Annotated in this window: 28 protein-coding genes; 9 read left to right on the top strand and 19 right to left on the bottom strand. The window is 64.9% G+C overall.

The genetic code is table 11. From position 1 onward, the window contains the following. Nucleotides 1-178 precede the first annotated feature (178 nt). Nucleotides 179-1150 (bottom strand): bifunctional riboflavin kinase/FAD synthetase, encoded by a 972-nt coding sequence (locus ACVW16_RS13295; RefSeq protein WP_456699649.1) that lies wholly within the window; start codon nucleotides 1148-1150, stop codon nucleotides 179-181. Nucleotides 1151-1379: 229 nt separating this feature from the next. On the opposite strand from ACVW16_RS13295, the gene ACVW16_RS13290 reads away from it, so the two are divergent. Beyond that, complete coding sequence (locus tag ACVW16_RS13290; protein WP_007596883.1) at nucleotides 1380-1775, top strand: response regulator; 396 nt, start codon at nucleotides 1380-1382, stop codon at nucleotides 1773-1775. Between the two features lie 83 nt (nucleotides 1776-1858). On the opposite strand, the gene ACVW16_RS13285 is transcribed toward ACVW16_RS13290, so the two are convergent. The 9 genes from ACVW16_RS13285 to uvrC form a co-directional block, all read right to left on the bottom strand. Beyond that, entirely contained in the window at nucleotides 1859-2713 is an 855-nt protein-coding gene (locus tag ACVW16_RS13285) for a TIGR01459 family HAD-type hydrolase (RefSeq protein ID WP_456699648.1), read from the bottom strand. Nucleotides 2714-2728: 15 nt separating this feature from the next. Beyond that, nucleotides 2729-4219 (bottom strand): EAL domain-containing protein, encoded by a 1491-nt coding sequence (locus ACVW16_RS13280; RefSeq protein WP_456737273.1) that lies wholly within the window; start codon nucleotides 4217-4219, stop codon nucleotides 2729-2731. Nucleotides 4220-4372: 153 nt separating this feature from the next. Further along, nucleotides 4373-5506 (bottom strand): YihY/virulence factor BrkB family protein, encoded by a 1134-nt coding sequence (locus tag ACVW16_RS13275; protein ID WP_456737274.1) that lies wholly within the window; start codon nucleotides 5504-5506, stop codon nucleotides 4373-4375. A 1-nt stretch (nucleotide 5507) separates the two neighbouring features. After that, a complete protein-coding gene (locus ACVW16_RS13270) occupies nucleotides 5508-6095 on the bottom strand; it encodes a phage holin family protein (protein WP_456699645.1) in 588 nt (195 codons plus the stop codon). A gap of 78 nt (nucleotides 6096-6173) precedes the next feature. After that, nucleotides 6174-7133 carry a 50S ribosomal protein L3 N(5)-glutamine methyltransferase gene (gene prmB / locus ACVW16_RS13265; RefSeq protein ID WP_456737275.1) on the bottom strand — a complete coding sequence of 320 codons (960 nt, stop codon included), beginning with the start codon at nucleotides 7131-7133 and terminating at the stop codon, nucleotides 6174-6176. Further along, complete coding sequence (locus ACVW16_RS13260) at nucleotides 7133-7615, bottom strand: molybdenum cofactor biosynthesis protein MoaE (RefSeq protein ID WP_456737276.1); 483 nt, start codon at nucleotides 7613-7615, stop codon at nucleotides 7133-7135. Before ACVW16_RS13260 ends, prmB begins: the two co-directional genes overlap by 1 nt. Nucleotides 7616-7618: 3 nt before the next feature. After that, nucleotides 7619-7870: a molybdopterin converting factor subunit 1 gene (moaD, locus tag ACVW16_RS13255; RefSeq protein WP_456737277.1), complete on the bottom strand. Its 252-nt coding sequence runs from the start codon at nucleotides 7868-7870 to the stop codon at nucleotides 7619-7621. Beyond that, on the bottom strand, nucleotides 7867-8484 hold the full coding sequence (gene pgsA, locus ACVW16_RS13250) for a CDP-diacylglycerol--glycerol-3-phosphate 3-phosphatidyltransferase (RefSeq protein ID WP_456737278.1): 618 nt from the start codon (nucleotides 8482-8484) through the stop codon (nucleotides 7867-7869). Before pgsA ends, moaD begins: the two co-directional genes overlap by 4 nt. A gap of 94 nt (nucleotides 8485-8578) precedes the next feature. After that, nucleotides 8579-10645: an excinuclease ABC subunit UvrC gene (gene uvrC / locus ACVW16_RS13245; RefSeq protein WP_456737279.1), complete on the bottom strand. Its 2067-nt coding sequence runs from the start codon at nucleotides 10643-10645 to the stop codon at nucleotides 8579-8581. A 252-nt stretch (nucleotides 10646-10897) separates the two neighbouring features. On the opposite strand from uvrC, the gene ACVW16_RS13240 reads away from it, so the two are divergent. Continuing rightward, nucleotides 10898-11521 carry an outer membrane protein gene (locus ACVW16_RS13240; protein WP_456699639.1) on the top strand — a complete coding sequence of 208 codons (624 nt, stop codon included), beginning with the start codon at nucleotides 10898-10900 and terminating at the stop codon, nucleotides 11519-11521. A gap of 87 nt (nucleotides 11522-11608) precedes the next feature. Here the strand turns inward: ACVW16_RS13240 and ACVW16_RS13235 are convergent, their stop codons facing one another. The 4 genes from ACVW16_RS13235 to ACVW16_RS13220 all read right to left on the bottom strand — a co-directional run bounded on the left by ACVW16_RS13235 (nucleotide 11609) and on the right by ACVW16_RS13220 (nucleotide 14445). After that, entirely contained in the window at nucleotides 11609-11824 is a 216-nt protein-coding gene (locus ACVW16_RS13235; RefSeq protein ID WP_027534220.1) for a cold-shock protein, read from the bottom strand. A gap of 275 nt (nucleotides 11825-12099) precedes the next feature. Then, nucleotides 12100-12960, bottom strand: a complete 861-nt coding sequence (locus ACVW16_RS13230; RefSeq protein ID WP_456699638.1) for a 23S rRNA (adenine(2030)-N(6))-methyltransferase RlmJ — start codon at nucleotides 12958-12960, stop codon at nucleotides 12100-12102. Between the two features lie 188 nt (nucleotides 12961-13148). Then, nucleotides 13149-13862 (bottom strand): ribonuclease T2 family protein, encoded by a 714-nt coding sequence (locus ACVW16_RS13225; protein ID WP_456737280.1) that lies wholly within the window; start codon nucleotides 13860-13862, stop codon nucleotides 13149-13151. 118 nt (nucleotides 13863-13980) lie between these two features. Further along, the gene (locus ACVW16_RS13220; protein WP_456699636.1) at nucleotides 13981-14445 is read right to left on the bottom strand and encodes a hypothetical protein; all 465 of its coding nucleotides are present in this window, start codon (nucleotides 14443-14445) and stop codon (nucleotides 13981-13983) included. Here ACVW16_RS13220 and ACVW16_RS13215 point away from each other — a divergent pair. From ACVW16_RS13215 to ACVW16_RS13205, 3 genes are read left to right on the top strand one after another with little or no spacing between them, the layout of a single operon-like run. Continuing rightward, entirely contained in the window at nucleotides 14444-14599 is a 156-nt protein-coding gene (locus ACVW16_RS13215) for a hypothetical protein (protein WP_456802361.1), read from the top strand. The genes ACVW16_RS13220 and ACVW16_RS13215 overlap by 2 nt on opposite strands. 29 nt (nucleotides 14600-14628) lie before the next feature. Further along, nucleotides 14629-14922, top strand: a complete 294-nt coding sequence (locus tag ACVW16_RS13210) for a hypothetical protein (RefSeq protein ID WP_456699635.1) — start codon at nucleotides 14629-14631, stop codon at nucleotides 14920-14922. A gap of 47 nt (nucleotides 14923-14969) precedes the next feature. Then, entirely contained in the window at nucleotides 14970-15503 is a 534-nt protein-coding gene (locus ACVW16_RS13205; protein ID WP_456699634.1) for a DUF3617 domain-containing protein, read from the top strand. An 80-nt stretch (nucleotides 15504-15583) separates the two neighbouring features. Here ACVW16_RS13205 and ACVW16_RS13200 read toward each other — a convergent pair whose 3' ends face one another. Genes ACVW16_RS13200 through ACVW16_RS13190 form a run of 3 tightly spaced genes read right to left on the bottom strand, consistent with a single transcriptional unit; the run spans nucleotide 15584 to nucleotide 18261 of the window. After that, complete coding sequence (locus ACVW16_RS13200) at nucleotides 15584-16972, bottom strand: ATP-binding protein (protein WP_092230097.1); 1389 nt, start codon at nucleotides 16970-16972, stop codon at nucleotides 15584-15586. A gap of 21 nt (nucleotides 16973-16993) precedes the next feature. Then, complete coding sequence (locus ACVW16_RS13195) at nucleotides 16994-17725, bottom strand: response regulator (protein WP_456699633.1); 732 nt, start codon at nucleotides 17723-17725, stop codon at nucleotides 16994-16996. Continuing rightward, nucleotides 17722-18261: a MarR family winged helix-turn-helix transcriptional regulator gene (locus ACVW16_RS13190; protein ID WP_456699632.1), complete on the bottom strand. Its 540-nt coding sequence runs from the start codon at nucleotides 18259-18261 to the stop codon at nucleotides 17722-17724. Before ACVW16_RS13190 ends, ACVW16_RS13195 begins: the two co-directional genes overlap by 4 nt. Nucleotides 18262-18600: 339 nt before the next feature. Here ACVW16_RS13190 and ACVW16_RS13185 point away from each other — a divergent pair, with 339 nt between their 5' ends. From ACVW16_RS13185 to ACVW16_RS13170, 4 genes are all read left to right on the top strand, one after another. Continuing rightward, the gene (locus ACVW16_RS13185; RefSeq protein ID WP_456737282.1) at nucleotides 18601-19683 is read left to right on the top strand and encodes a branched-chain amino acid aminotransferase; all 1083 of its coding nucleotides are present in this window, start codon (nucleotides 18601-18603) and stop codon (nucleotides 19681-19683) included. Between the two features lie 166 nt (nucleotides 19684-19849). Then, nucleotides 19850-21370 carry a histidine--tRNA ligase gene (gene hisS, locus ACVW16_RS13180; protein WP_456802360.1) on the top strand — a complete coding sequence of 507 codons (1521 nt, stop codon included), beginning with the start codon at nucleotides 19850-19852 and terminating at the stop codon, nucleotides 21368-21370. Nucleotides 21371-21490: 120 nt separating this feature from the next. Then, nucleotides 21491-21694 carry a tautomerase family protein gene (locus tag ACVW16_RS13175; RefSeq protein ID WP_008144861.1) on the top strand — a complete coding sequence of 68 codons (204 nt, stop codon included), beginning with the start codon at nucleotides 21491-21493 and terminating at the stop codon, nucleotides 21692-21694. A gap of 111 nt (nucleotides 21695-21805) precedes the next feature. Continuing rightward, nucleotides 21806-22198 carry a thioesterase family protein gene (locus ACVW16_RS13170; RefSeq protein WP_456737284.1) on the top strand — a complete coding sequence of 131 codons (393 nt, stop codon included), beginning with the start codon at nucleotides 21806-21808 and terminating at the stop codon, nucleotides 22196-22198. 3 nt (nucleotides 22199-22201) lie between these two features. On the opposite strand, the gene proC is transcribed toward ACVW16_RS13170, so the two are convergent. Then, nucleotides 22202-23026: a pyrroline-5-carboxylate reductase gene (gene proC / locus ACVW16_RS13165; protein ID WP_456737285.1), complete on the bottom strand. Its 825-nt coding sequence runs from the start codon at nucleotides 23024-23026 to the stop codon at nucleotides 22202-22204. Nucleotides 23027-23212: 186 nt separating this feature from the next. After that, complete coding sequence (locus ACVW16_RS13160; RefSeq protein WP_456699627.1) at nucleotides 23213-23713, bottom strand: YbjN domain-containing protein; 501 nt, start codon at nucleotides 23711-23713, stop codon at nucleotides 23213-23215. Between the last annotated feature and the right edge of the window lie 136 nt (nucleotides 23714-23849).

The following is a 23849-nucleotide window of genomic DNA, read 5'->3' as shown; positions in this document are numbered from 1 at the left end:
ACGGATGGCGATGCGGAATCGCGGGGTGAAACGACGAAATCCCGGTCTTGCGCCGAGCCTTGAGGCTCAGGCGGAAGCCGGGCTGCTAATCCCTATGATGCGCCGCGCAAACATGGGCTCTCCATAGCAGCCGAGCGGGGGAAGCGCAAAGGTCCGGCGGGCGGGCTTTGGGCCGCCCTTAATCGACGGTCCCGAGCCGCGGAAATGCGTCCGGGGCGGCCCCCAGCATCGCGCGGGCCCGGGCGGAATCGTCGTCCATCTGGCGGATCAGGGTGTCGATATCGTCGAACTTCAGCTCCTCGCGGATGAAGCCGATAAAGGCGCAGTCGAGAGCCTGCCCGTACAGGTCACCCCGGAAGTCGAACAGGAAGATTTCCAGCAGCGGCGCGCCGTTATCGAAGGTCGGGCGGCGACCGAAGCTCGCCACCCCGTTCAGGCGCTCAGGCCCGCGGCCGACCCGCACGGCGTAGATGCCGTGCTTCAGGCCGCAATTGGCATCGAGCCGGATGTTGGCGGTGGGATAGCCGAGGTCGCGGCCGCGTTTCTCGCCGTGGATGACCTCGCCGGTGATGAACCAGGGCGCGCCCAGCATGGTGGTGGCCTCGTCGACCTGCCCCTCGGCGAGCGCAATCCGGATGGCGCTGGAGGAGACCGGGCGCTCGTCGATGTCGACATGCGGCTGCACGTCGACCTCGATGCCGAGCCGGGGCGCTTCGTTGACCAGAAGGCTCGGTGAACCGACCCGTCCCTTGCCGAAATGGAAGTCGTATCCGACCGCAATCCCGCTGACGCCGAGACGTTCGATCAGGTCGTGGTGAATGAAATCCTGCGCGCTGGTCCCGGCGCGGGCCTTGTCGAAGGTCATGACCACGGCGCCGGCCAGTCCGGTCCCGGCCAGCAGCCGCAGCTTGGCCCGCTCGTCGGTCAGGCGAAATTGCGGGGTGTTGGGGCTGAAAAACCGGCGTGGATGCGGCTCGAAGGTCAGCGCCAGCGCAGGGCGGCCATGCGCCCGGCCCATTTCCAGGGCAGCGGTAATGACGGCCCGGTGGCCGAGATGGACCCCGTCGAAATTGCCCATGGCCACCACGGCCCCCTTGGGGATCGCGGATTCCGGCGTGGTATCGCGGATAACGGTAAATTGCGGGGCCATCAGGGGAATTCTCGAGCCGGCGGGACCGGCCGGGACCGTGGCTTGAGCCGGCCGATGAAGTCAAGCTGCAGAGGGCCGTCGCCTGGAACATGATTTCCGATCCGTCGCGGGCCGCCGCAGTTAACGCGCTGTTTAACGCCTTGGTGCTAGTGCTTGGGAGATGGAACTGAGGGCCCGGCCTGTCAGGTCCGATTTTGAATAGTCCTGGGTATGCGTTGGGGGAGTCGAGATGGCGGTTGATTTGTCGATGTCGGTTCTGGTGGTCGACGACTACAGCACCATGATCCGTATCATCAGGAATCTCCTGAAGCAGCTTGGCTTCGAGAATATCGACGATGCCAGCGACGGTTCGGCGGCGCTGAACAAGATGCGCGGCAAGAAGTACGGGCTCGTGATCTCCGATTGGAACATGGAGCCGATGACGGGTTACGACCTGCTGCGCGAAGTGCGGGCAGATCCCAACCTCGCCACCACGCCCTTCATCATGATCACGGCGGAATCCAAGACCGAGAACGTGATCGCGGCCAAGAAGGCCGGCGTGAACAACTACATCGTCAAGCCGTTCAACGCGGCGACGCTGAAGACCAAGATCGAGGCGGTTTTCCCTGATATGGCGAGCGCGTAAGCGCGCTTGACGCCATCAGCTGAATTTGAAAAGCCCGGGCTCGTCCCGGGCTTTTCCGCGCTGGAACGGTGAGGGCCCGGCCGTTACCACTTCAATTCGCGCATCAGCGCCTTCGGCGGGTGGCCGAACAATTCCGTCACCGACTTCGGATCGAGCTGGTCGAGGCCCTCGAACTCCTCGGCATGAATGCCGCGCGTGACGAACAGGCAGTCGATGCCGAATTCGCGCGCGCCGGTCAGGTCGGTGCGGACGGAATCGCCGATCGCCAGCACTTTCTTGCGGTCGATCGGGTGCCCCTGGCGTTCGCCGGCGAGCGCCATCGCGCGTTCATAGATCGGCCGGTGGGGTTTGCCGTAGAAGATCACCTCGCCGCCGAGCTCGCGGTACAGCTCGGCAATCGCGCCGGCGCAATAGATCAGCCGGTCGCCGCGCTCCACCACGATGTCCGGGTTGGCGCAGACCAGTGTCAGCTGGCGCTCGCGGGCCTTCAGCATCATGCCGCGATAGTCTTCCGCAGTCTCGGTCTCGTCGTCATAGAGGCCGGTGCAGACGATGTAGTCGGCTTCTTCCAGTGGCGCAGTCGTCGCCCCGAGGCCGCGATAGATCGAGTTGTCGCGCTCGGGGCCGAGCCAGAACATCTTGCGGCCGGGATGCTCGGCGACATAGAGCCGCGTCAAATCGCCGGAGGAGACGATCGCGTCGTAGGTCTCGTCGGCGACGCCCAGCTTGCGCAATTGCCGCTGCACGGAGTCAGCCGGGCGCGGCGCATTGGTGATCAGGATCACCGTGCCGCCGCGGCTGCGATAGGTGTGCAGCGCCTCGCAGGCCTCCGGGAACGATTCCAGACCGTTATGGACGACGCCCCAGATGTCGCTGAGCACGACATCGACCCCGGCCACAAGCTCGCGCAGGCTCTGTGCGAAGTGCAGCGTGGTCATGATGCGCGCGGCCGATCAGATGCGGCGCGCGAGGGCTGCGTTGCCGGTGACGCGCGATGATGGCGGAGCGGCGGGCGTCGCAGCTGAAGTTGCGCTTGGGCTTGAAGTACCGGAACCATTGGATCCCTGAATATCCTGCGCCTGGTTCGGCGCCGCTCCGCCGGTAGCAGATGCCCCCTCGGGCCGCAATGGCCGGGGTGGCGCGAACAGAAAGCCCTGGCCGAACCGCACGTCATAGTCGAGCAGATCGACCACTGCGCGCTCTCCCTCGATCCGCTCCGCAATCAAATCGATGCCGAAACGGCCGAGCAGGTCGGACAGGTCGGAGGGATGGATGTCCGAGCTCGAGGCTTGCCTGGGGTCAAGCAGGAGCGATGCCGGGACCTTGATGAAGCGCACGCCGCGATCGGCGAGCTCGCGCGGCTCGATCCTGAGGTCCGTGACATGGTCGATCGAAAAGCGGAAGCCGCGCTGCGCGAGGGCCGCGAGACTTTCGGTCTCGGCGGGGCCGAGGCCGCGGAAGGTCGCCTGCTTGAACTCCAGCACCAGCGACGGCGCCAGCGCCCGGTTGGCCTCGAGGAAATCCAGGCATTGCGCGAAGGTGGTGGAATTGCCGAGCGTCGAGGCCGCGACGTTGCAGAACACACCGACATCCTTGTTGCGCACCATCAGCCGGCGCAACACCTGGACACAGCGCAGCAACACCATGTTGTCGATGCGTCCGATCAGTCCGGAGGCTTCGGCGATGCTGATGAACTCTTCCGCCGCAATCAGCTGGTCGCGCTCGTCGCGGAGCCTGGTCACCGCCTCGTAGAAGCGGACCTTGCGCTGCGGCAGCGTCACCATCGGCTGGAGAAAGATGTCGATGCGGTTCTCGTCGATGGCGTTGCGCAGCGTCGCCAGCATCTGGGTCTGGTTACGGCCGTTGACGGTCTGAACGGCATTGGCTGGCCTGGTCTGGACCGCCGGCGGCGTCGGCCGGGGTGGCGGTGCCGCAAGCGGCGGAGGAGCGGCCGGCCGCTCCTCGAAGGGCGCGATCTGGTCGACGGGGGCTTCGCGCTCCAGCCGGGCGACCTGAGCGGGCGCGGGCGCCGGCGCTTGACCGGCCAGCATGTCCTCATGGGTCGATACCGTGGCGGCAAGCTGCCTGACCAGTCCACCGAGCTCGTTGATTTCGCCGATCACCGACTGGACACGATCGGAGTTGGTCGAATTGGACGAGGCGATGCGGCCTTCGATCGCGGCGAGCCGGCGCCCGAACTCGGCCACCTGGCGGGCAAGGTCGGCGGTGCCCCGCGACAGGTCGGCGATCTGCCCGCCGACGTCGCTGCGGTCGCGGAGCCGCATCGAGACTGCATTGTAGAGGATCAGGAAGGTCAGGGCAGTCAGCGCCACGATCGCGGATTCGGTTCCGTTGATGCCGGCGACCGAGTAGAGGACGAGCCCGAGCGAGGCTGCGACCAGAACCATGCAGAAGGCGATGAAGATCGTCGAAATACGAATCATGCCGCGCGCTACGCCTCAAGAGCTGATTGCCTCACCCGGGAAAACACGGGTCGCAATTCGCACCCGTCGCGCCTCATGCTCCCCCAAGCATGCATGACCTTAACATCATTGTTGATTCGAGGGGATAGCAGCCGCGGGCTCGCGTGGAGGTCGTCAGGACGGTGCGGCGGCGCCGACCGTGTCGGCCGAAACTGCCTCGCGGCTGCCGAGTGGCCTGGGGCGTCCTGTGGTCGTGTCGCGCAGGGTCTGCCGTTCGATCTCCGAGTTCAGCTCGGCGCCGAACATGATCACGATCGCCGACATCCACATCCACGTCATCAAGCCGATCGCGGCGCCCAGCGAGCCGTAGGTGGCGCTGTAATTGGCGAAGGCCGAGAGATACCAGGACAGCAGCGCCGAGCCGGCGATCCAGAGCAGGGCGGCGGTCACGGCGCCGACACTCAGCCATTGCCAGCGCGGTTGGTCGCGGCTGGGTGCGAAGCGGTAGAGGATGGCAAGCGCCACCAGCAGGATGACGAGCAGCAGCGGCCAGCGGGCGAGCGCGACGATCAGCTTGCTCTCCGGCGCAAGGCCGAGATGATCGAGCGCAAGCGGGAAGGCGACGACGGCGGCCACCATCAGCAGCAGCGCGACGATGCCACCGACCGTGAAGCAGAGTGTAATCAGGTTGAGCTTGATGAAGCCGCGCTTCTCGCGCTCCTCATAAGCGACGTTGAGGGCGTCGAAGATCGCTTTAACCCCGGCATTGGCGCTCCAGATTGCGAGCGCAAGACCGAACAGGAAGGTGGCGCCAAGCGCCGTGTTGCCTTTCGATACGACGCGTCCGACCTGCTCCTGGACGATCTGGAAGGTGCCTTCGGGCAGCATCATCGCGAGCTTCTGGAGATTGTCAGTGATGGTCGCGGGATTGGCGAACAGGCCGTAGGATGAAACCAGTGCAGTCACGGCGGGAAAGATCGCGAGCAGCCCGAAGAAGACGACCCCACCGGCGGTCGCCAGCAGGCGATCGTCGCCGATGCGCTGATAGGTACGCCAGAAAATATCCTTCCAGCCCGCCCAGGGAATGGCGAACGGACTTTTCGACCGGCGCCCGTGGCCGGGCTGCGTCGCTGCGCCCGCCGGGCTCGTTTCAGGCGAATGTCCTTCGCTGTTGCGCTGGTCTTGAGGAGGCCGCGGCCGGATCAAGCCGGAATCCTGAAAGTAGCGTTCTGCGCTCAACACGAACACGGCTGTGGCGGCGACCAGGAGCCAGCTGTCGAGCTGCTGCTCGGTGTGCCGCGCACGCATGTCAGGCGTCCAATCCGTGGCGGGAGCGCCTTCGGCGCGCTGCCGTGACGCCCAACAGCCCGACGGCCGCGAGCATCAAGCCGAGTTGCACGGGGCGGTTGGCAAGAACTGTCGCAGTCCTGCCGTCCCGGCTGCGTTCTCCCGGCGCCAGCGGTACCAGAGGGATTGTCGTCGCGACCTCTTTCACGGCCTGCTTGACCGTTCCACGCGGGATCCGCGGCGTGGCGATCGCCACACGCATCCGACTTGCAAGCGGCACGATCGGCTTGGTCCGGCGATGGATTTGAGCCATGGCCACTCCGGCACAGGCTGCGGCGAGCACCAGGAGCACCGCCGCCACGGCCCCAAAGCCCCAGAATTGTCCGTAACTGATAGCGATCCAGCGATACAGCGCGATCAGGCCGACAAAGAAGGTTGCGACCAAGAACAGCCCGGCGACCGCGAACAGCCCGGCCGCGACCGCGTAGGACGTGATCCGTCCAGTGGTCTGACTGGTGCGGTCACGCAGGTAAGATCGGGCCGCGCGCTTGAGATGGTTGATTTTCAGCGCCATACCGGCGCGCAGCAATTCGCCCGATGGCGCGAGCATGTGGACATCCTCCGACAGCGAAACATTCGTCGGGGGTGAACGTGGCGGAATTTGACTTGTTCCGGAGCGCTCGCTCGATCAGCCGAGATCGGCGGCCGCGATCCAGAATACCTCGCCCTCGGAATCTTCCGTGTCGAGCCAGAGCAGGGGCAGTTCCGGAAAGGCCTCGTCGACCAGCTCGCGGCCGCGGCCGATCTCGCAAAGCAGGCCGCCGTCCGGCGTCAGGTGATCGGGCGCGTCGCGCAGGATGCGCCTGATGACATCGAGACCGTCGGGGCCACCGTCGAAGGCAAGTCTGGGCTCGGCCCGGCATTCCGGCGGCAATGCCGCCATGCCTTCGGCGTCGACGTAAGGCGGGTTGGTGATGATCAGATCATATTTGTTGCCGCCGAGCGGCGCGAACAGATCACCGCGGTGCAGCGTGATCCGTTCATCCAGCCCATGTTCCCCGACATTGCGCGTGGCGACCTCGAGCGCCCCCTTGGAGACATCGACCGCGTCGACCTCGGCATTGGGGAAATGATACGCGGCGAGGATCGCGAGGCACCCTGAACCGGTGCAGAGATCGAGCACGCGCGCGACGGAGCTCGGATCGTCGATGAGCGAGCCGACCTCGCCGTCGCCGCCGAAATGGGAATCGAGCAGCTCGCCGATGAAGGAACGCGGAACGATGACGCGCTCGTCGACATAGAAAGGCAGGCCGCGCATGTAGATCTTGTTGACGAGATAGGCCGTCGGTTTGCGGGTGGTGATGCGCTGATGGACCAGATCGAGCAGGGCCCTGCCCTCCGCTACGGTGACGCGAGCTTGGGCAAAGCTCTCGAATTGCTCGGGATGCAGATGCAGCGCCTCGCAGACCAGGAAGATCGCCTCGGCGACCGGATCGGTCGTGCCATGGGCAAAGGCGAGTTTCGCTTCCACGAAACGGCTCACCGCATAGCGGACGAAATCGAGCAGCGAGACGAGCTCGCCGGGGCCGACCTTGGCGAGTTTGGGCGCGGCGCGGCCGCGCATGGGCTTCTTGGATGCTCTTGCCATCAGGATTTGGTCCAGCGTGCGGCGGCCTCGTCGTCACGGGCATGGGCCTCGACCCAGCCGGTGCCGGTGGCGCTCTCTTCCTTTTTCCAGAACGGGGCGCTGGTCTTGAGATAATCCATCAGGAACTCGGCCGCCTCGAATGCCGCCCGGCGGTGTTGCGAGGCGGTGAGCACCAGCACGATGTTCTGGCCGGGCACGAACCGCCCCACGCGATGGATGACGGTGACGCCGTTCAGCGGCCAGCGCGACAAGGCTTCGTCGACATGGCGCTTGATCTCTTCTTCCGCCATGCCGGGATAATGCTCGAGCGTGAGCGCGGCGATGTCAGAGCTATCCTCGTCGGCGCGGCAGATGCCGGAGAAGCTGACGACCGCGCCGATATCGGTGCGGCTATGGGTCAGGACCGCGATCTCGCGCGCGATGTCGAAATCGTCTTCCTGGATGCGGATGGCGACGGGGCAGCTGGCGACGGAAGAGGTCATGGCCTAGCCGCCGGTCATCGGCGGAAAGAATGCGATCTCGCGCGCGCCGGCGATGGCAGCGTCCGCCTTGACGTGGGCATGGTCGATCGCGGTGCGGATCACCTTCGGCTTCTCGAAGGCATAAGCGTAAGCCTCGCTCTGGCCCGACAGCCAGGTGATCAGCTCCGCGACGGTGCGCACCGTCGCGGGCGGCTCGATGGTCTCTTCGGCCTTGCCGACACGCTCGCGCACCCAGGCGAAATACTTCACCTTCATCCTTCATCCTCCTTGATGAGGTGATGGATGCCGGCGCGGAAATAATCGTAGCCGGTGTACATGGTCAGGATTGCCGAGGCCCACAGCAGGATGAGGCCGATCAGCGAGACCGCGGGGAGCACCTCGTCACCGGCGGGACCTGCGAGCAGGAAGCCGATGGCGACGAGCTGCACCGTCGTCTTCCACTTGGCGAGCTTGGTGACGGGCACGCTGACGCGGAGCGCCGCGAGGTATTCGCGCAGGCCCGAGACCAGGATCTCGCGGCAAAGGATCACGATGGCGGCCCATAGCGACCAGCCGTGGATGATGCCATCGGCCGCCAGCATCAGCAGGCAGGAGGCCACCAGCAGCTTGTCGGCTATCGGGTCGAGCATCCGGCCGAACGCCGATTGCTGATTCCAGATCCGCGCGTAATAGCCGTCGAGATAATCCGTCACCCCGGCGCCGATGAAGATGGCGACCGCGACCCAGCGCAGCCACAGCGGGTAGTCCATGATCGACTGCGCATAGATGCATCCGACCACGACCGGGATCGCGGCGATCCGGCCATAGGTCAGGATGTTCGGGAGGGACATCGCGCGGCTGGTCGTCCCTCGTGTCGTGGCGATGTTCATCCGTCCTACCAATACCGCTCAAGCCCGAAGGTCAACCGTCCGCGCCCAAATGGGGCACGGCATGCGACGACCATATGACTACGGCCCCTTTAGTTCACCCCGGCTGGGGATGGAAATAGTCGAATATCCTGCGGGCGCTTTCGGCGCTGACCCCAGGAACCTTGCCGAGATCGGCGATCGAGGCCCGTTCGATCTCCTTCAGGGTTCCGAAATGATGCAGCAAGGCACGTTTACGTGACGGGCCGATGCCCGCAATCTCCTGCAAGCCGGCCTCGCGGATGTCCTTCTTGCGCAACTTGCGGTGCGAGCCGATGACGAAGCGGTGGGCCTCGTCCCGCAGGCGCTGGATGAAATAGAGCACAGGGTCGCGCGGCTCCAGCTTGATCGCCTCGCGCTCGGGCATGAACAGGGTTTCGCGGCCGGCATCGCGGTCGGGACCCTTGGCGACCGACATCAGCGACACCTGGGTCAGCCCGAGATTTGCAAAGATCTCCCTGACGGCATTCAGTTGGCCGCGGCCGCCGTCGATGATCACGAGGTCGGGCCATTGCGGGAAATCGTCGTCCCTGGCCTTGTTGGCCGCGCCCTCGTCGGGCGGCTTGATCAGGCGCTTGAAGCGGCGCTCCAGCACCTCGCGCATCATGGCGAAGTCGTCGCCCGGCGTGATCCCTTCCGACTTGATGTTGAACTTGCGGTATTGGTTTTTGACGAACCCGTCGGGGCCGGCGACGATCATGGCACCCACCGCATTGGTGCCCTGGATGTGGCTGTTGTCGTAGACCTCGATGCGCTTGGGCGCGTGCGGCAGGCTCAGTGTCGTGGCGATGGCATCGAGCAGGCGGCTCTGGGTCGCGGTATCGGCGAGCTTGCGGCCAAGCGCTTCGCGCGCATTGGTCAGGGCGTGGGCGACGAGCTCTTTCTTCTCGCCGCGCTTGGGCGTGATGACCTCGACCTTGTGGCCCGCCTTGATCGCCAGTGCGTTGGCGAGAAGCTCCATCTCGTCGATCTCGTGCGAGAGCAGAATGGTCTTCGGCGGCGGCTTGTCGTCGTAGAACTGGGCGAGGAACGAGCCAAGCACCTCTTCCGGCGTATAGGTCTTCTCCGCGCGCGGGAAATAGGCGCGATTGCCCCAGTTCTGTCCGGTGCGGAAGAAGAACACCTCGACGCAGGAGAAGCCGCCCTCCTGGTGGATGGCGAACACGTCGGCTTCCTCGACCGTCCGTGGATTGATGCCCTGCTGGGACTGGATCGCTGACAATGCCGCGAGGCGATCACGATAGAGCGCCGCGCGCTCGAATTCGAGCTCGCCGGAGGCCTTCTCCATCTCGCCGGCAAGCTCCTGCTTCACCGCATGGCTCTTCCCGGACAGGAAGTCGGTCGCCTCGCGCACCAGCGTCGTATAGCCTCCGAAGTCGATCTCGCGCGTGCAGGGGCCGGCGCAGCGGCGGATCTGGTGGAGCAGGCAGGGCCGGGTGCGGCTCTCGAAAAAGGAGTCCGTGCAGGAGCGGATCAGGAATGCGCGCTGCAAGGCCGTGATGGTGCGGTTGACGGCGCCGGCGGAGGCGAACGGGCCGAAATAGCGCCCGGCCCTGGTCTGCGCGCCGCGATGCTTCAAAATTTGCGGCGCCCAATGGTCGCCGGTGATCAGGATGTAGGGAAACGACTTGTCGTCGCGCAGCTGCACGTTGAAGCGCGGCCGCAGCTGCTTGATGAGGTTGGCTTCCAGCAGCAGCGCTTCGGTTTCGGTCGCGGTCGAGACGATCTCCACGGTCACCGTGGCCGCGATCATGCGCAGGATGCGCGCCGGTAGCGGCGCGCTCTGGCGCGCGTAGTTGGACAAGCGCTTTTTGACGTTCTTGGCCTTGCCGACATAGAGGACGTCGGCGTTCGCACTGAGCATGCGATAGACGCCGGGCGAGGTCGGCGCGAGCCGCACCGCGCGCTCGATCGCCTCATGACCCGTCGCCAGCGGCTCTTCGCCGATCGCGCCGCTCTCTTCCAGGATGTCAGGCAGCCGCGCATCGTCCTCGTCATCGCCGCCGGCGGTGGCGGGATCGAGGTCCGGCGGGGCCACCTCTTGGGCTGGGGCCTTGGTCGGAGCGGCCTGCTGCGAGGTGCGCGCGCGGGCGTCGTCCGGCTTGTCGGTGGAATCGTGAACCATGGAGCGAATTTAAGCGCTGGGGGGATCGATTTGAAGTTCCGGCCGGGCTGCCGCGCACAGGAAGGCGCGCAGTTCCCGGTAACGCTTCCTTAAGTCTGTTAACAGCGCGGTAACGGGTCTTAACAGGCCTTTAACTTAAAACTCTCGATAAATCCTACGCGAAAAAGTGGTGGTTCCGTAACCATGCAGCTTGGCTCCGTGCGGGCGGCGCGGGCCTCGCACCCGGTTACGGCAGTTGCGTTGGAGTGTGTGATGAAGGGGCTCATTGTGGGCGCAGCCGCATTGGTTGCAGCCGGCTGGACAGCTTCGGCCGCGGCCGCCGATCTCAGTTACGGGCAGCGTGCGCCCTATACCGTCAATCAGCCACTCAACGCATATAGCTGGGCCGGCCCGTATCTCGGCGCCAATCTCGGCTATGAATGGGGCTCGGTCGACAACAATCCCGCAAAGCCATCCGGATTCGTCGGTGGGGTGCAGGCCGGCTACAATTTCCAGAACGGCCCGTGGGTGTTTGGCGTCGAGGGCGACATCCAGGCCGCCGGTGCCGATGATACCTTCGCACCGTGGAAGTTTTCCAATCCCTGGTTCGGCACGCTGCGCGGACGCGCGGGCTATGCCTTCAGCAACGTGCTGGTCTACGGCACTGCCGGTCTCGCCTTCGGCGAGCTGCGCGCGCAGACCTTCGGCTGGACGGAGTCGCACACGACGGCCGGCTGGACTGCCGGGGTCGGCGCGGAAGTTGGCCTCGCGCCGAACTGGAGCGCGAAGCTCGAATATCTCTATGTCGATCTGTCGACCAGCCAGTTCGCAATTACAGGCGTGTCAAACGGCTACAGCGCCAGCATCGTGCGCGCAGGCGTCAACTATCACTTCTGATAGCGAAATAAGAAAATACCGGACCACAACCTCCCGGCCGCTTGCGGCCGGGACTTTTTTTGCGCCAGCTTTGTTGGAGCAGGTGCCTTACGAAAGGATCACGAGATTGACCGCTTTCGGGCCCTTCCCCTTCTTGTCCGGTTCAACTTCGAACGTGATACGCTGTCCTTCGGCAAGGTCCTTCAGTCCCGCCCGCTCCACAGCAGTGATGTGAACGAAGACGTCGCGACCGCCGTCGTCCGGCTTGATAAAGCCGTAGCCGCGCTCGCCATTGAAGAACTTGACCGTTCCCGTATTGGCCATCGGGAAACTCCCCCTCATTGCTCCTCCGTCGCAAGCAGACACGCGTCGCGACATGACCGGGCATTACGAAGCCCGGGAGAGCTGGCCATCCTTGGGCAGACCCATCGGTCCGTCCGGATCTTTCTTAGGGCCTTCACTCCGCCGCAACCATTCGCGGAAGCGGAACGTAAAGCCAGTCACAGAAACAGCATAATACGGTTCTTTGCAGATTGACTACCGCTCCTGCATATTTTTCCCAAAGATCACGGTGCCTTACGTCGTGGGTACCTCCTAATTTACGCCTTGGGTACCTCTAATCGGAATCTGGCAGCTCCGCCTTGGCCGAGCGGCATTTCCAACTCGGGCAGAATCGTCTTGAGCTCGCTTTGCAGCGTGTACGGCGGATTGACGATCAGGAGCCCGGTCGAGGTGAGGGCGGCGCCGTCGGCCTGCGGCGCGACGCTGAATTCGAGGCGGAGACATTTCCCGGGAGTCTTTGCGGCAGCTGCGGTGCGAGCCACGAGTTGCGCCAGCGTGTCGGTGGCGCGCCGGCTCTTGGCGGGATACCAGATTACATAGATACCGGTCGGCCATTTCGCGAAAGCGGTGGAGAAGGCCTCGCCCAGCCGCTGGAACTCGTCTTTGGCCTCGAAGGGCGGATCGATCAGCACGAGCCCGCGCCGCTCCTTCGGCGGGACGAAAGCCGGCAGCGCCATCCAGCCGTCGAGATCGACCACGCGCGCCTGTTCGTCGCGCCGCAACGCGTCGATCAGCGTCTTGCGCGCCTTCGGCTCGAGCTCGCAGGCCACCAGCCGGTCCTGCGGCCGCATCAGCGCGCGCGCGATCAGCGGCGAGCCCGGGTAAGCCTTGAGCTCACCCTTCGGGTTGAAGGCCCGGACGATGTCCATGTACGGCTTGGTCAGCGCGACGCTCTCGTTCGAGAGGCGCGCCTGCATCAGTCGCGCGATGCCGGTCAGCCACTCGCCGCTGCGGCGCGCCTCGTCGCTGTCGAGATCATAGAGCCCGGCACCCGCATGGGTGTCGATGACGCGGAAGGCGGCTGGCTTGTCCTGCAGATAGGTCAGGATGCGTGCCAGCACGATGTGCTTGATGACGTCGGCAAAATTCCCGGCATGAAAGGCGTGGCGATAGTTCATGCAAGAGCACTACGCCACGCGGCGGCTTGCGCAAAGAGGCAAGCGCGAGTGTCCCGGACGCGTGGCAGCGTGCAACGCTGCTGCGCAGAGCCGGCCCCCAGGGGCTTGGGATTCCCATGCAGCGCGGCCCGGCTCTGCAGCGCATCGGCGAAGAGAAACTGCGCTGCGCCGGGGCACGAATGCCTGATCTAACCGCCCCTGATCGGCGGCATCGTCACCTGGTCGCGGCGGCAGGAGCGGCGTTCGAGCTCCTCGCAGGCGCGGAACTGCAGGTCCTTGCTGAGGCAGATGCGGACTTCGGACAGTCGCGTCCGGTTGCAGGTGACCGAGATGGCCGCATTGCTCAAACCGGGATTGGCCTTGATGAACGCTTCTTCCACCTCGCCCGGCGCCACCGTCTTGGCCTCCGACAGCTCGAGATATTCGGCCGGGATCTTGATCGCGGCGCGCGCCTTGCGAATGGTCTCGAAATAGGTGCGGTCGGTGAGCCCGGAGCAGGTGCCGTGCTTGTCCCATTCATTGAAGATCAATCCTGGCGCCGGCATCAAATCGAGCATCGAAGAGACGATGCTGCGGTTCAGCCGCGGCGACGGCCGCTGGCAATATTCCGGAAAGCCGCTCTCATATTGCGGCCAGAGCCCGTGAACCACGAAGGAATAAGGCCGTCCCTCGCACTGAATGTTGGAGCGCCCGCCGCCGCGGCCGCGCTCGGCCGCTTCCTCGCAGAAGGACGGCGACCACGACAGCGACAGCACGTAGAAGTCGAATTCACCGGGTGTGTTCTGTCGCTTGTCCTGCGCCTTTGCACCGTCGGCGAGCGAGATCAGCCCGGCGGCAAGGGTCAGGGGGACGGTCAGCGAAATCACGAGACGGAAGAACGAATGCAATCTAAAATGAAACATGGTGACGCCCCTCAACTAGACTGTGCAGAAGCCTAGCAGGCAACGAGAACATTTCAAGAACAAAATTCCGGCGCCGGATGATCCGGTGGCTCGATGAGCCCGAATCAGGGCCTTCGGCTCAGGGCTTGGCTGCGCGGCAGGACGGGTTGTACGCCCAGTTGCGGTCGAGCCCGACCACGCACCATTCGACGCCCTGACCATATCCGGCAAAGCCGCCATCCTCGATGATCGAGAAGTGCACCCTGCGCACCTTGCCGTCAGTCAGCATGGCCTCGCCGGTGCAGAAGCGGCGCGGAATGTTGTCCGAAGCCCAGGGCCGGAAAGCGGTCTCGTGAACGTTGGCGAAGCCCGTGATTTGCAAGGGCGAATTCCAGAACGAGCTTTCCTTCTCCCAGAACTGGCTCGAGATCGTCGGCAGCGCCTTGTCGCATTCGGCGACATTGCCGTCATACCGCGGCCCGCTCAGCCAGAAATTCAGCTCCAGCGGATTGGCGGCCTTGGCCTCGGTGAGCGACAGCGCCCCGAACACGAGGCCGAGAACGGCGGCTAAGCGAAGCGATTTCGGGGAGGTCGAGGCGCGCATGGGCAATCCAGACAGCATGATCTGCGAAGGTCAGACGGTGCCGCGAAGGGCGGGGGAGGTCAAGTGCAGCGCGGCAACACTCGGGCAGGAGTTGATCAACAACGTCGCATTCGACAGGCCTTCGGTTCTTTCCACCGCCGCGCCGGCAACGTAAACTGCCGGCAATCAATTGGAGTGACGGGAATGCGAATCATTGCGGCCGCGGGCCTTCTTGCCTTGGGTATGATGGCGAGCCAGTCGGCGCGCGCCGACATCCTCCCGGTGCCGCCTTTCAAGGGCAACGACACCGGCGGCATCATCGCTTATTCGATGGCGACCCAGGTCGATGCGCGCCAGGTCGCGGTCGATCACTGCGCGCAGTACGGCAAGGTGGTGAAATTCCTCGCGGTGCAGGCCTATCAGGGCGGTTACATCTCGTTCGCCTGTCGTTGGGTGCCCTACGGCGCCGCCGATCGGCCGATCCGCACCCTCTACTGAGGCGTTTCGGAACGGCGAGCCTCGACATCTCAGCCGGGAGTTCTGCCATGACGCGCAAGCTTGCTTTGCTCGGATCAGTCGCTTGTCTCGTGCTGTCGGCGGGCAGCGCCGTCGCTGACGACCTGCCGGTGCGCAAGGCAGGCCTCTGGGAAATGAAAATGGTCAGGACCGGCTCTGCGATGCCGGAAATGACCATGCAGCATTGCACCGATGAGGCTGTCGACAAGGAGATGAGCAACAACATCTCGCCGATGGCCAAGCAGGTCTGCTCCAAGCAAGACGTCAAGAAGACGGCCACCGGCTATGTCAGCGATTCCGAGTGCAGCGTCGCCGGCATGTCCACGACCTCGCACGCCGAGATCACAGGCGACTTCAATTCGGCCTACACGGTGAAGACCTCGTCGCATGCGCAGGGCGGTGCCGCCGGTACCGCAGGGCGCGACACCACCATGACGCTGGAGGCCAAATGGCTTGGCGCATGCAAGGCGGACCAGAAGCCCGGCGACATCGTGATGCCCGGCGGGTTCAAGATGAACGTGCGCGACGTCGACAAGCTGAAGGCGCTGCTGCCGAAGCAGTAGTCCCGGAAAACCGGTGCGCTCCTCGCCGCGTTCTTACTGGGATGCGACGGGCTTCGCTCGTGCTGAGCGAGGTGCGAAAGCTACACCGGTATCCGGACGCTCGCCCTCAATCCGCCCATCGGGCTGTCGCCCAGCGTGATGTCGCCGCCATGCAAGCGGGCGATGTCGCGGGCGATCGCGAGGCCTAAGCCCGTGCCGCCTTCGTCCTGGTTGCGGGCATTGTCGAGCCGCAGGAACGGCTTGAACACTTCCTCGCGCAAATGCACCGGGATACCCGGGCCGTCGTCGTCGACCGTCACAGTCAGATAGCGGTGATCGCGCTGGCCGGAGATGGCGATGGCCTTGCCATAGCGCGCGGCATTGGTGACGAGGTTGGCGAGGCAGCGCTTGAACGAGGCCGGCTTCACCGTCACCACGGGCAGGCCGCTGAATGTCACGGTCGCGGCATGGCCGTGGCGTTCGGCGTCGCTGCGCAGCTCCTCGAGCGCCTGCACCATGTCGGTCGGCTGCGACTGCTCGCCGGAATCGCCCCGGGCAAAGGCGAGGTAATCCTCCAGCATCATCGACATCTCGTCGACGTCCTTGCGCATGCCCTCGAGTTCGGGGTTGTCGCCGATCAGCGCCAGCTCGAGCTTGAAACGGGTGAGAATGGTGCGCAGATCGTGGCTGACGCCGGCGAGCATCGCGGTGCGCTGCTCCATCGCGCGTTCGATCCGCGACTTCATCTCGAGGAAGGCGCCCGCCGCGCGCCGCACTTCCCGCGCGCCGCGCGGCCTGAAGTTCGGCGCCTCGCGGCCCTTGCCGAAGCTTTCCGCTGCATCCGCAAGCCGCAGGATCGGCTTGATCTGGTTGCGCAGGAACAGCACCGACACGATCAGCAGGATCGACGACGTGCCGACCATCCAGAACAGGAAGATCTCCGAGTTCGAGGCATACGCGGCGCTGCGCTGCGCGAACACGCGCATCACGGCATCGTCGAGCTGGATGCGGATCTCGACGAGGTTGGAGCGGCCGACCGTGTCGATCCAGAACGAGCGTCCGATCTGGCGGCCCAGCTGCACCGACAGCGTCTGGTCGAGCAGCGAGAAGAACGGTTTTGGTCCGGGCGGCGGCATGTCGCCAGGCGGCAGGAAATCGACGGTGAGCTGCAGGCGCTGCAGGGCGATGCGGCGAATCTGCTCGCGGTCCTTGTCCTGTGGATAGCCCTTGTAGATGTCGATCAGCGCGGCGATGTCCTGCACCACGGCGGCCGAGAGGCGGCGCGTCACCGTGTTCCAGTGCCGCTCCATGAACACGAAGGCGACGACCGATTGCAGGATCACCATCGGCACGATCATGATGAGCAGGGCGCGCGCATAGAGGCCGGTCGGCATCCAGCCCTTGAATGCGTTGCCCATCCAGCCGTTGGCGCGCGAAACACGGCCGGCGGCGCTCTTCAGAAGCGTCAGGCCGGTATCGATCGTGCTCATCGGTCCTGCTTCACTCAAGGTCTACGGCGAGGCCACGAGCCGGTAGCCGATGCCGCGCACCGCCTGCAGGAACAGCGGATTGGCGGGATCGGTCTCGATCTTGCGCCTGAGGCGATTGATCTGGACGTCGACGGCGCGCTCGTTGACGCTGCCGTTGCCGGTCAGCGCGCTGCGCGGCACGGTCTCGCCCGGCGTCTCCGAGAGAATCCGCAGCATCTCGCGCTCGCGATCGGTGAGATGGATGACCTCCTCGCCCTGGCGCAATTCGCCGCGATCGAGATGATAGACGTAGGGGCCGAACGCGATCTTCTCTACCGCCGCGGCCTGGACCGGCGGCGCGGCGCGTTTGAGGATGTTGTTGATGCGCAGCGCCAGCTCGCGCGGCTCGAACGGCTTTGCGACGTAATCGTCGGCGCCGATCTGGAGGCCCTCGATACGGGCCTCGGCCTCATGCCGCGCCGTCAGCATCACGATCGGCACCGAGGAGGATGTGCGGATGAACCGGGCGAGATCGAAGCCGGTCTCGCCGGGCATCATGACGTCGAGGATCAACAAGTCGAAATGCAGTCCCAGCAGCTTCGCGCGGGCATCGCCGGCACTGGCCGCGGTGGTGACGCGATAGCCTTCGGCCGAGAGAAAGCGCGACAGGAGATCGCGGATGCGGCGATCGTCGTCGACCAGCAGCAGATGCGGGGCGTCGTCGGCCGGTCGTGCCGGCGGACGGGCGAGCGTGGCAGCGAGCGGCACGGTCACTCCTTTGAGGCTTGATTGGTGGCGAAGATCGTCTCCAGCACCTTGTCCGGATCGTCGCGGTCGATCATGGCACGCAGGAAGCGCTTGACGGTCTCGGCATCATCAGGCGCCATCTCGGCGAGCGCCTTGGTGATCCGCGTGGTCTGGAGCCCGGCGAGCTTCTGCACCAGCGCCTCGCCCTTCGGCGTCGCATAGAGCAGCCGCTGGCGTCGGTCATTGTCGCCGGTCTTCTGCACGATGTAGCCCTCGTCCAGCAGCTGCTTGAGCACGCGGCCGAGCGACTGTTTTGTGATGCGCAGGACGTCGAGAAGGTCGGCGACCTTGAGGCCCGGGTAGCGGTAGACGAAATGCATGACCCGGTGATGGGCCCGGCCGAAGCCAAAAGCCTCCAGCTCCTGGTCGGGATCGCCGACGAAATCGCGATAGGCGAAGAACAGCAGCTCGATGATATCCCAGCGCAAATTGCCTCCTTCGCCTGCCGCCGGCCGTGGCTCGGCAGTATCTTGAGAGGGAGTCGCGAAATTTATGTCAGGCATATTGACGTATCTTGGGTTCAATGTTACAAAACGATTGGCCCGCACGAAATTTTAGATCGTTTCGCGTCGGGTAGCATTTCCAGGATCGGCCGGAGTGTGCCCGACAGGCGGTGACGGCCGAAGCAGATCTACCGTGCGATTGTCGAGCGGCATTTCGGCAAAACATACTGGACTTCCGCCTTCCGCAAAAGCATGTCCTCGGAAGACATGCTGGTCACGGAAACCGGCCGTAACAAGGCTGGCGGAGGTTCGGCCAGAAACCTAATGAGCCAGCCGGGCCCGAAAACGGGCAGGCGGGCGCGAGAAACAGCGCCGCCACCGGCAGCGGGAGGCAAGGACATGAGCATGAAATTCGACATCCAGCCCGCATCCAATCCGACGCCTGAGAAGGACAGGATCGCCAAGCTGGTGGACCCCGGCTTCGGGCGCGTGTTCACCGATCACATGGCTGTGGTCCGCTACAACCAGTCCAAGGGCGGCTGGTATGAGGCGAAGATCGAGGCGCGTGCCAACTTCCAGATCGATCCCGCCGGCGCGGTCCTGCACTACGCGCAGGAAATCTTTGAAGGCCTCAAGGCCTACAAGCGCGACGACGGCGGCGTGAACCTGTTCCGTCCCGACGCCAATGCGCGCCGCTTCAAGGACTCCGCCGACCGCATGGCGATGGCTCAGATACCCGAGGACGTCTTCATCGAGGCGGTCGAGCAGGTCGTGCGTATCGACCGCGCCTGGATGCCGGGCGGCGAGGGCAGCCTTTATCTGCGTCCCTTCATGATCGCGAGCGAGACTTTCCTCGGCGTCAAGCCGTCGTCCGAATACATCTTTGCGGTGATCGCCTCACCCGTCGGCTCCTATTTCAAGGGCGGCCCCGCGCCGGTCTCGATCTGGGTGTCCGAGAATTACACGCGAGCGGCCGTCGGCGGCACCGGCGCCGTCAAGTGCGGCGGCAATTATGCGGCCAGCCTGCGCGCGCAGGCCGAAGCGATCCAGCACGGCTGCGATCAGGTCGTGTTCCTCGATGCGGTCGAGCGCCGCTACGTCGAGGAGCTCGGCGGCATGAACGTTTTCTTCGTGTTCGACGATGGCTCGCTGTCGACGCCGCCGCTCGGCACCATCCTGCCCGGCATCACCCGCGACTCCATCATCGCGCTCGCCCGCGATGCCGGCAAGACCGTGCGCGAGGAGCCGTATTCGCTCGACCAGTGGCGCAAGGATGCAGCGAGCGGCAGGCTCAAGGAAGCGTTTGCCTGCGGCACTGCCGCCGTGATCTCGCCGATCGGCAGGGTGCGCTCGGTCAGCGGCGATTTCGAGATCTCGGGCGGCGCCGCCGGCCCCGTCGCCATGGGCCTGCGCAAGCAGCTCGTCGACATCCAGTACGGCCGCACCAACGATCCCCACAACTGGATCCGCAAGGTGATTTGATCTCTCGTGTCCCGGACGCGCGAAGCGCGAGCCGGGACCAGAATGCCGGTTGCTGGAGCCCGGATCAGCAGCGCATCACGCCGCCGGGAGGCGACGCGCTGTGCAGCATCCGGGGAGGCCATCAGCCGGCAGTTGCCGCATCGCGCGTCGGCTGGTAAACGCGCGCATGGCCGAAAAACCCAAAAAACCGCAGAAACTGAAGGCGCGCTTGCCGCGCGGGCTTGAGGATCGCGACCCCTCAGTGATCCGGGCGACGCGCGAGATGGTCGAGAAGATCCGCGCCGTCTACGAGCTCTACGGGTTCGAGCCGGTGGAGACGCCGGCGATGGAATACACCGATGCGCTCGGCAAGTTCCTGCCCGATCAGGACCGTCCGAACGAGGGCGTGTTCTCGTTCCAGGACGATGACGAGCAGTGGATTTCGCTGCGCTACGACCTGACCGCGCCGCTCGCCCGCTATGTCGGCGAGCGCTACGGCACCGATGGCCTGGTTTTGCCCTATCGCAGCTATCGTGTCGGTTACGTCTTCCGCAACGAGAAGCCAGGCCCCGGCCGCTTCCGCCAGTTCATGCAGTTCGATGCCGACACGGTCGGCTCGGCGACCCCGGCGGCGGATGCCGAGATCTGCATGATGGCAGCCGACACGATGGAAGCGCTCGGCATCGCGCGCGGCCAATACGTGGTGAAGGTCAACAATCGAAAAGTGCTCGACGGCGTGCTCGAGGCCATCGGGCTCGCGGGTGAGGACAATGCGGCACGCCGCCTGACCGTGCTTCGCGCGATCGACAAGCTCGACAAGTTTTCCGCCGATGAAGTCCGCAAGCTGCTCGGCCCCGGACGATGGGACGGTGGCGAGGAAGGCAAGGGCGACTTCACCAAGGGTGCCGATCTCAGCGCGGCGGATGCTGACGTCGTTCTCGCCGTCACCAAGCCGCGCGAGGATTGGAAAGAAGCCATCGCCGCGGCGGAAACCTACCTCGCCAAGAGCGAGATCGGTCAGGCCGGCGTGAGCGAGCTGGAAGAGATTGTGAAGCTTGTCACAGCGTCCGGTTACGGGGCCGACCGCATCAAGATCGATCCGTCCGTCGTGCGCGGCCTCGAATATTACACCGGCCCCGTCTACGAGGTCGAACTGCTGCTGGAGACCAAGGACGAGAAGGGCCGCCCTGTGCGCTTCGGGTCGGTCGGTGGTGGCGGTCGTTATGATGGCCTCGTCTCGCGTTTTCGCGGCGAGCCGGTGCCGGCGACCGGCTTCTCGATCGGCGTGTCGCGCCTGCAGGCCGCGCTGACGCTGCTCGGCAAGCTCGACACGCGCCCTGAAGTCGGTCCCGTCGTCGTGACCGTGTTCGACCGCGACCGTGTCGCCGACTATCAGAAGATGGTCGCGAGCTTGCGCGCGGCCGGGATTCGCGCCGAGCTCTATCTCGGCAATCCCAAGAACATGGGCAACCAGCTCAAATATGCCGACCGCCGCAATTCGCCTTGCGTGATCATACAGGGCTCGGATGAAAAGGCGCGCGGCGAGCTGCAGATCAAGGATCTGGTCGAGGGCGCGAAGGCCGCAGCCGCGATCGCTTCCAACCAGGAATGGCGCGAGACGCGCCCCGCGCAGTTTTCGTGCAGCGAAGCGGACCTCGTCGTGAAGGTGCGCGAGGTGCTGGCGCGCCATGACGTGAGCTGGGGCTAGCCATTCGTTTCGATCGTCGTGCCCGGGCTTGTCCCGGGCACCCACGTCTTGTTTGATGGCGAAGTCCGTGGATGGCCGGGACAAGCCCGGCCATGACGGAGAGGCGAGAGGAGAAATGATATGCCTGAGATTACCGTCAGCATGGCCGAAGGCCGCACCGACGAGCAGAAGGCCGGCATGATGCGCGACATCACACAGGCGCTGGTGAAGAATCTCGGCGTCGACGCCGATGCCGTCGTCATCCAGATCAACGAAGCCCCGCTCCGCCACAAGATGAAGGGCGGCAAGACCTTCGTGGAACGCGCGGCGGCTGCGAAGAAGTGACGCGTTAGCCTCATTCCGGGGCAGCCCGCGAGGGCTGAACCCGGAATCTCGATCCGCAATTTCTGGTTCCGGGTTCGCGCGTCGCGCGCCCCGGAACGACGAGCGAGCACCATGGACGCACGTGATTTCATCAAGGTCGGCATGAGCGCCGAGCGCACGCTGGTGGTCCCGGTGGAACGCACGGTCGGGCATTTCGTGCCTGATATGCCGATGGTCTATGCGACCCCGATGATGATCCTGGAGATGGAGATGACGGCGGGCGATGCGATCCGCCCTGCGCTTCAGGCGGGCTGGGTCACCGTCGGCACCGAAGTCGACATCCGCCATGTCGCGGCCGCCCTCGTCGGCGCCACGGTCCGGACCACCGCGAAAGTGATCGCCGTCGAGCGCCGGGTCATCCGCTTCGACGTTGAAGCGTTCGAGGGCGCGCGCAAGCTCGGCGAGGGCCGTCACGCGCGCGGGCTTGTGAATGTCGAGATGTTCAACAAGCGGCTCGGCGCGTAATCTCTACTTCGCCAGTTCCCTCGATCGCTTCGTCGCTGCCGCAATCGCGCGGATCATGAGGTCGCGCAGGCCCGGCTCGCCCATCAGGACGCCGAGGGCCGCCGCGGTGGTGCCGCCGGGCGAGGTGACGTTCTGGCGCAAGGTGCTGGAGGGAAGGTCCGACTGATGCAGCAGCTCACCGGAGCCCGCCACGGTTTCGCGCGCGAGCTTGGTCGCGAGCGCTTCGGGCAATCCCGCCTCGACGCCGGCACGCGCGAGCTCTTCGGCGAGCAGGAATACATAGGCCGGCCCCGAACCGGACACGGCGGTCACCGCATCCATCAGGCCTTCATCCTCGACCCATTCGACCGAGCCGGTGGCGCGCAGCAACGCATCGGCCACCCTGCGCTGTGAGGTGCTGACATTCTTCGCGGCGACGGCCACCGTGATGCCGCGCCCGATCGCGGCCGGCGTGTTCGGCATTGCGCGCACGACCGCCCCGCCGCAGACCTCCTCGAGCGAAGCGATCGTGGTTCCCGCCATGATCGAGACGACGCAGGTCTTCTCCGAAACAAACGATTTCAGCCCGGCGCCGGCCTCGCGGAACATTTGCGGCTTCACCGCGACGACCATGGTCTCGACGATGCCTGCTGTCTTCATGTCGGGATTGACCGCAACGCCCTTGGCAGCCAGCGCGGTGATCCCGGGCGAAACGTGCGGATCGATCACCGCAACGCGCCGTGGATCGAGCCCGCCCGCCAGCCAGCCGGTCAGCATCGCGCCGCCCATCTTGCCGGCGCCGGCGAGCAGGATGGTGCCGGTGATGTCTTGGAGTGTGTTGTTTGCCATCGCTGCCGCCAAATCAGCCGTCCTGGCGAAAGCCAGGGCGCATGACCCCGAGGAGGTTCTAGTGGATGGCGGCCGGAGCAACAAGCATCGCGGGCGACCGAGAGACCTCGCGGTATCGCTCCTGGCTTTCGCCAGGACGACGGGTGAGAGGAAGCTGTCCGTCCCCCGCCGTATCGGACGCGGGCCTTACGCCTCGCCCACCGTATCGAACATCGCCGCGTCCATGGCCTGCGCCGTGGTCTTGCCCGCCCACACCACGAACTGGAACGCCGGGAAGTAGCGTTCGCAGGCATGGATGGCGCCGGCGAGCATGGCTTCGCATTGCGCGGCCGAGGCCGTGAGACCGCCGGGCAGCACCAGCGCCTGACGGTGCATGATCATGCCGGTGTTGGTCCAGAGGTCGAAATGGCCGATCCACAATTGCTCGTTGACGGCCGCAACCAATCGCTGCACCTCGCCGCGCCGCGCGACCGGAATCTTCATGTCGAATGCGCAGGCCAGATGCAGCGCTTCGATCTCGCCCATCCACGTGAAAGAGATCTGGTAGTCGGTCCATTGTCCCTTCGAGACAATGGTCAGTTCGTCTTCGCCGGAGCGTTCGAACGGCCAGTTGTTGCTGGCAGCGATATCCTCGACCACCGCGAGGGGATGGCTTTTGGAATCGATAGTGCCTTCGAGCAGGGACATGCCGTCTCGACCTCTTGCCTTCTTGTTGTCTTTAGATACGCACGCGGTTGGTCCGGCGCGCGCTTCCTTAACCTGGTTAAGGGCAATCTCTTCGGAGTCGCTTTCAGCGATCCTCGGACCAGCGCGGGCTTGTCGC

The organism is Bradyrhizobium sp. USDA 4474 (assembly GCF_054057515.1).
The sequence above is the reverse complement of the archived record's forward strand: the minus strand, read 5'-3'. Positions and strand labels throughout refer to the sequence as shown.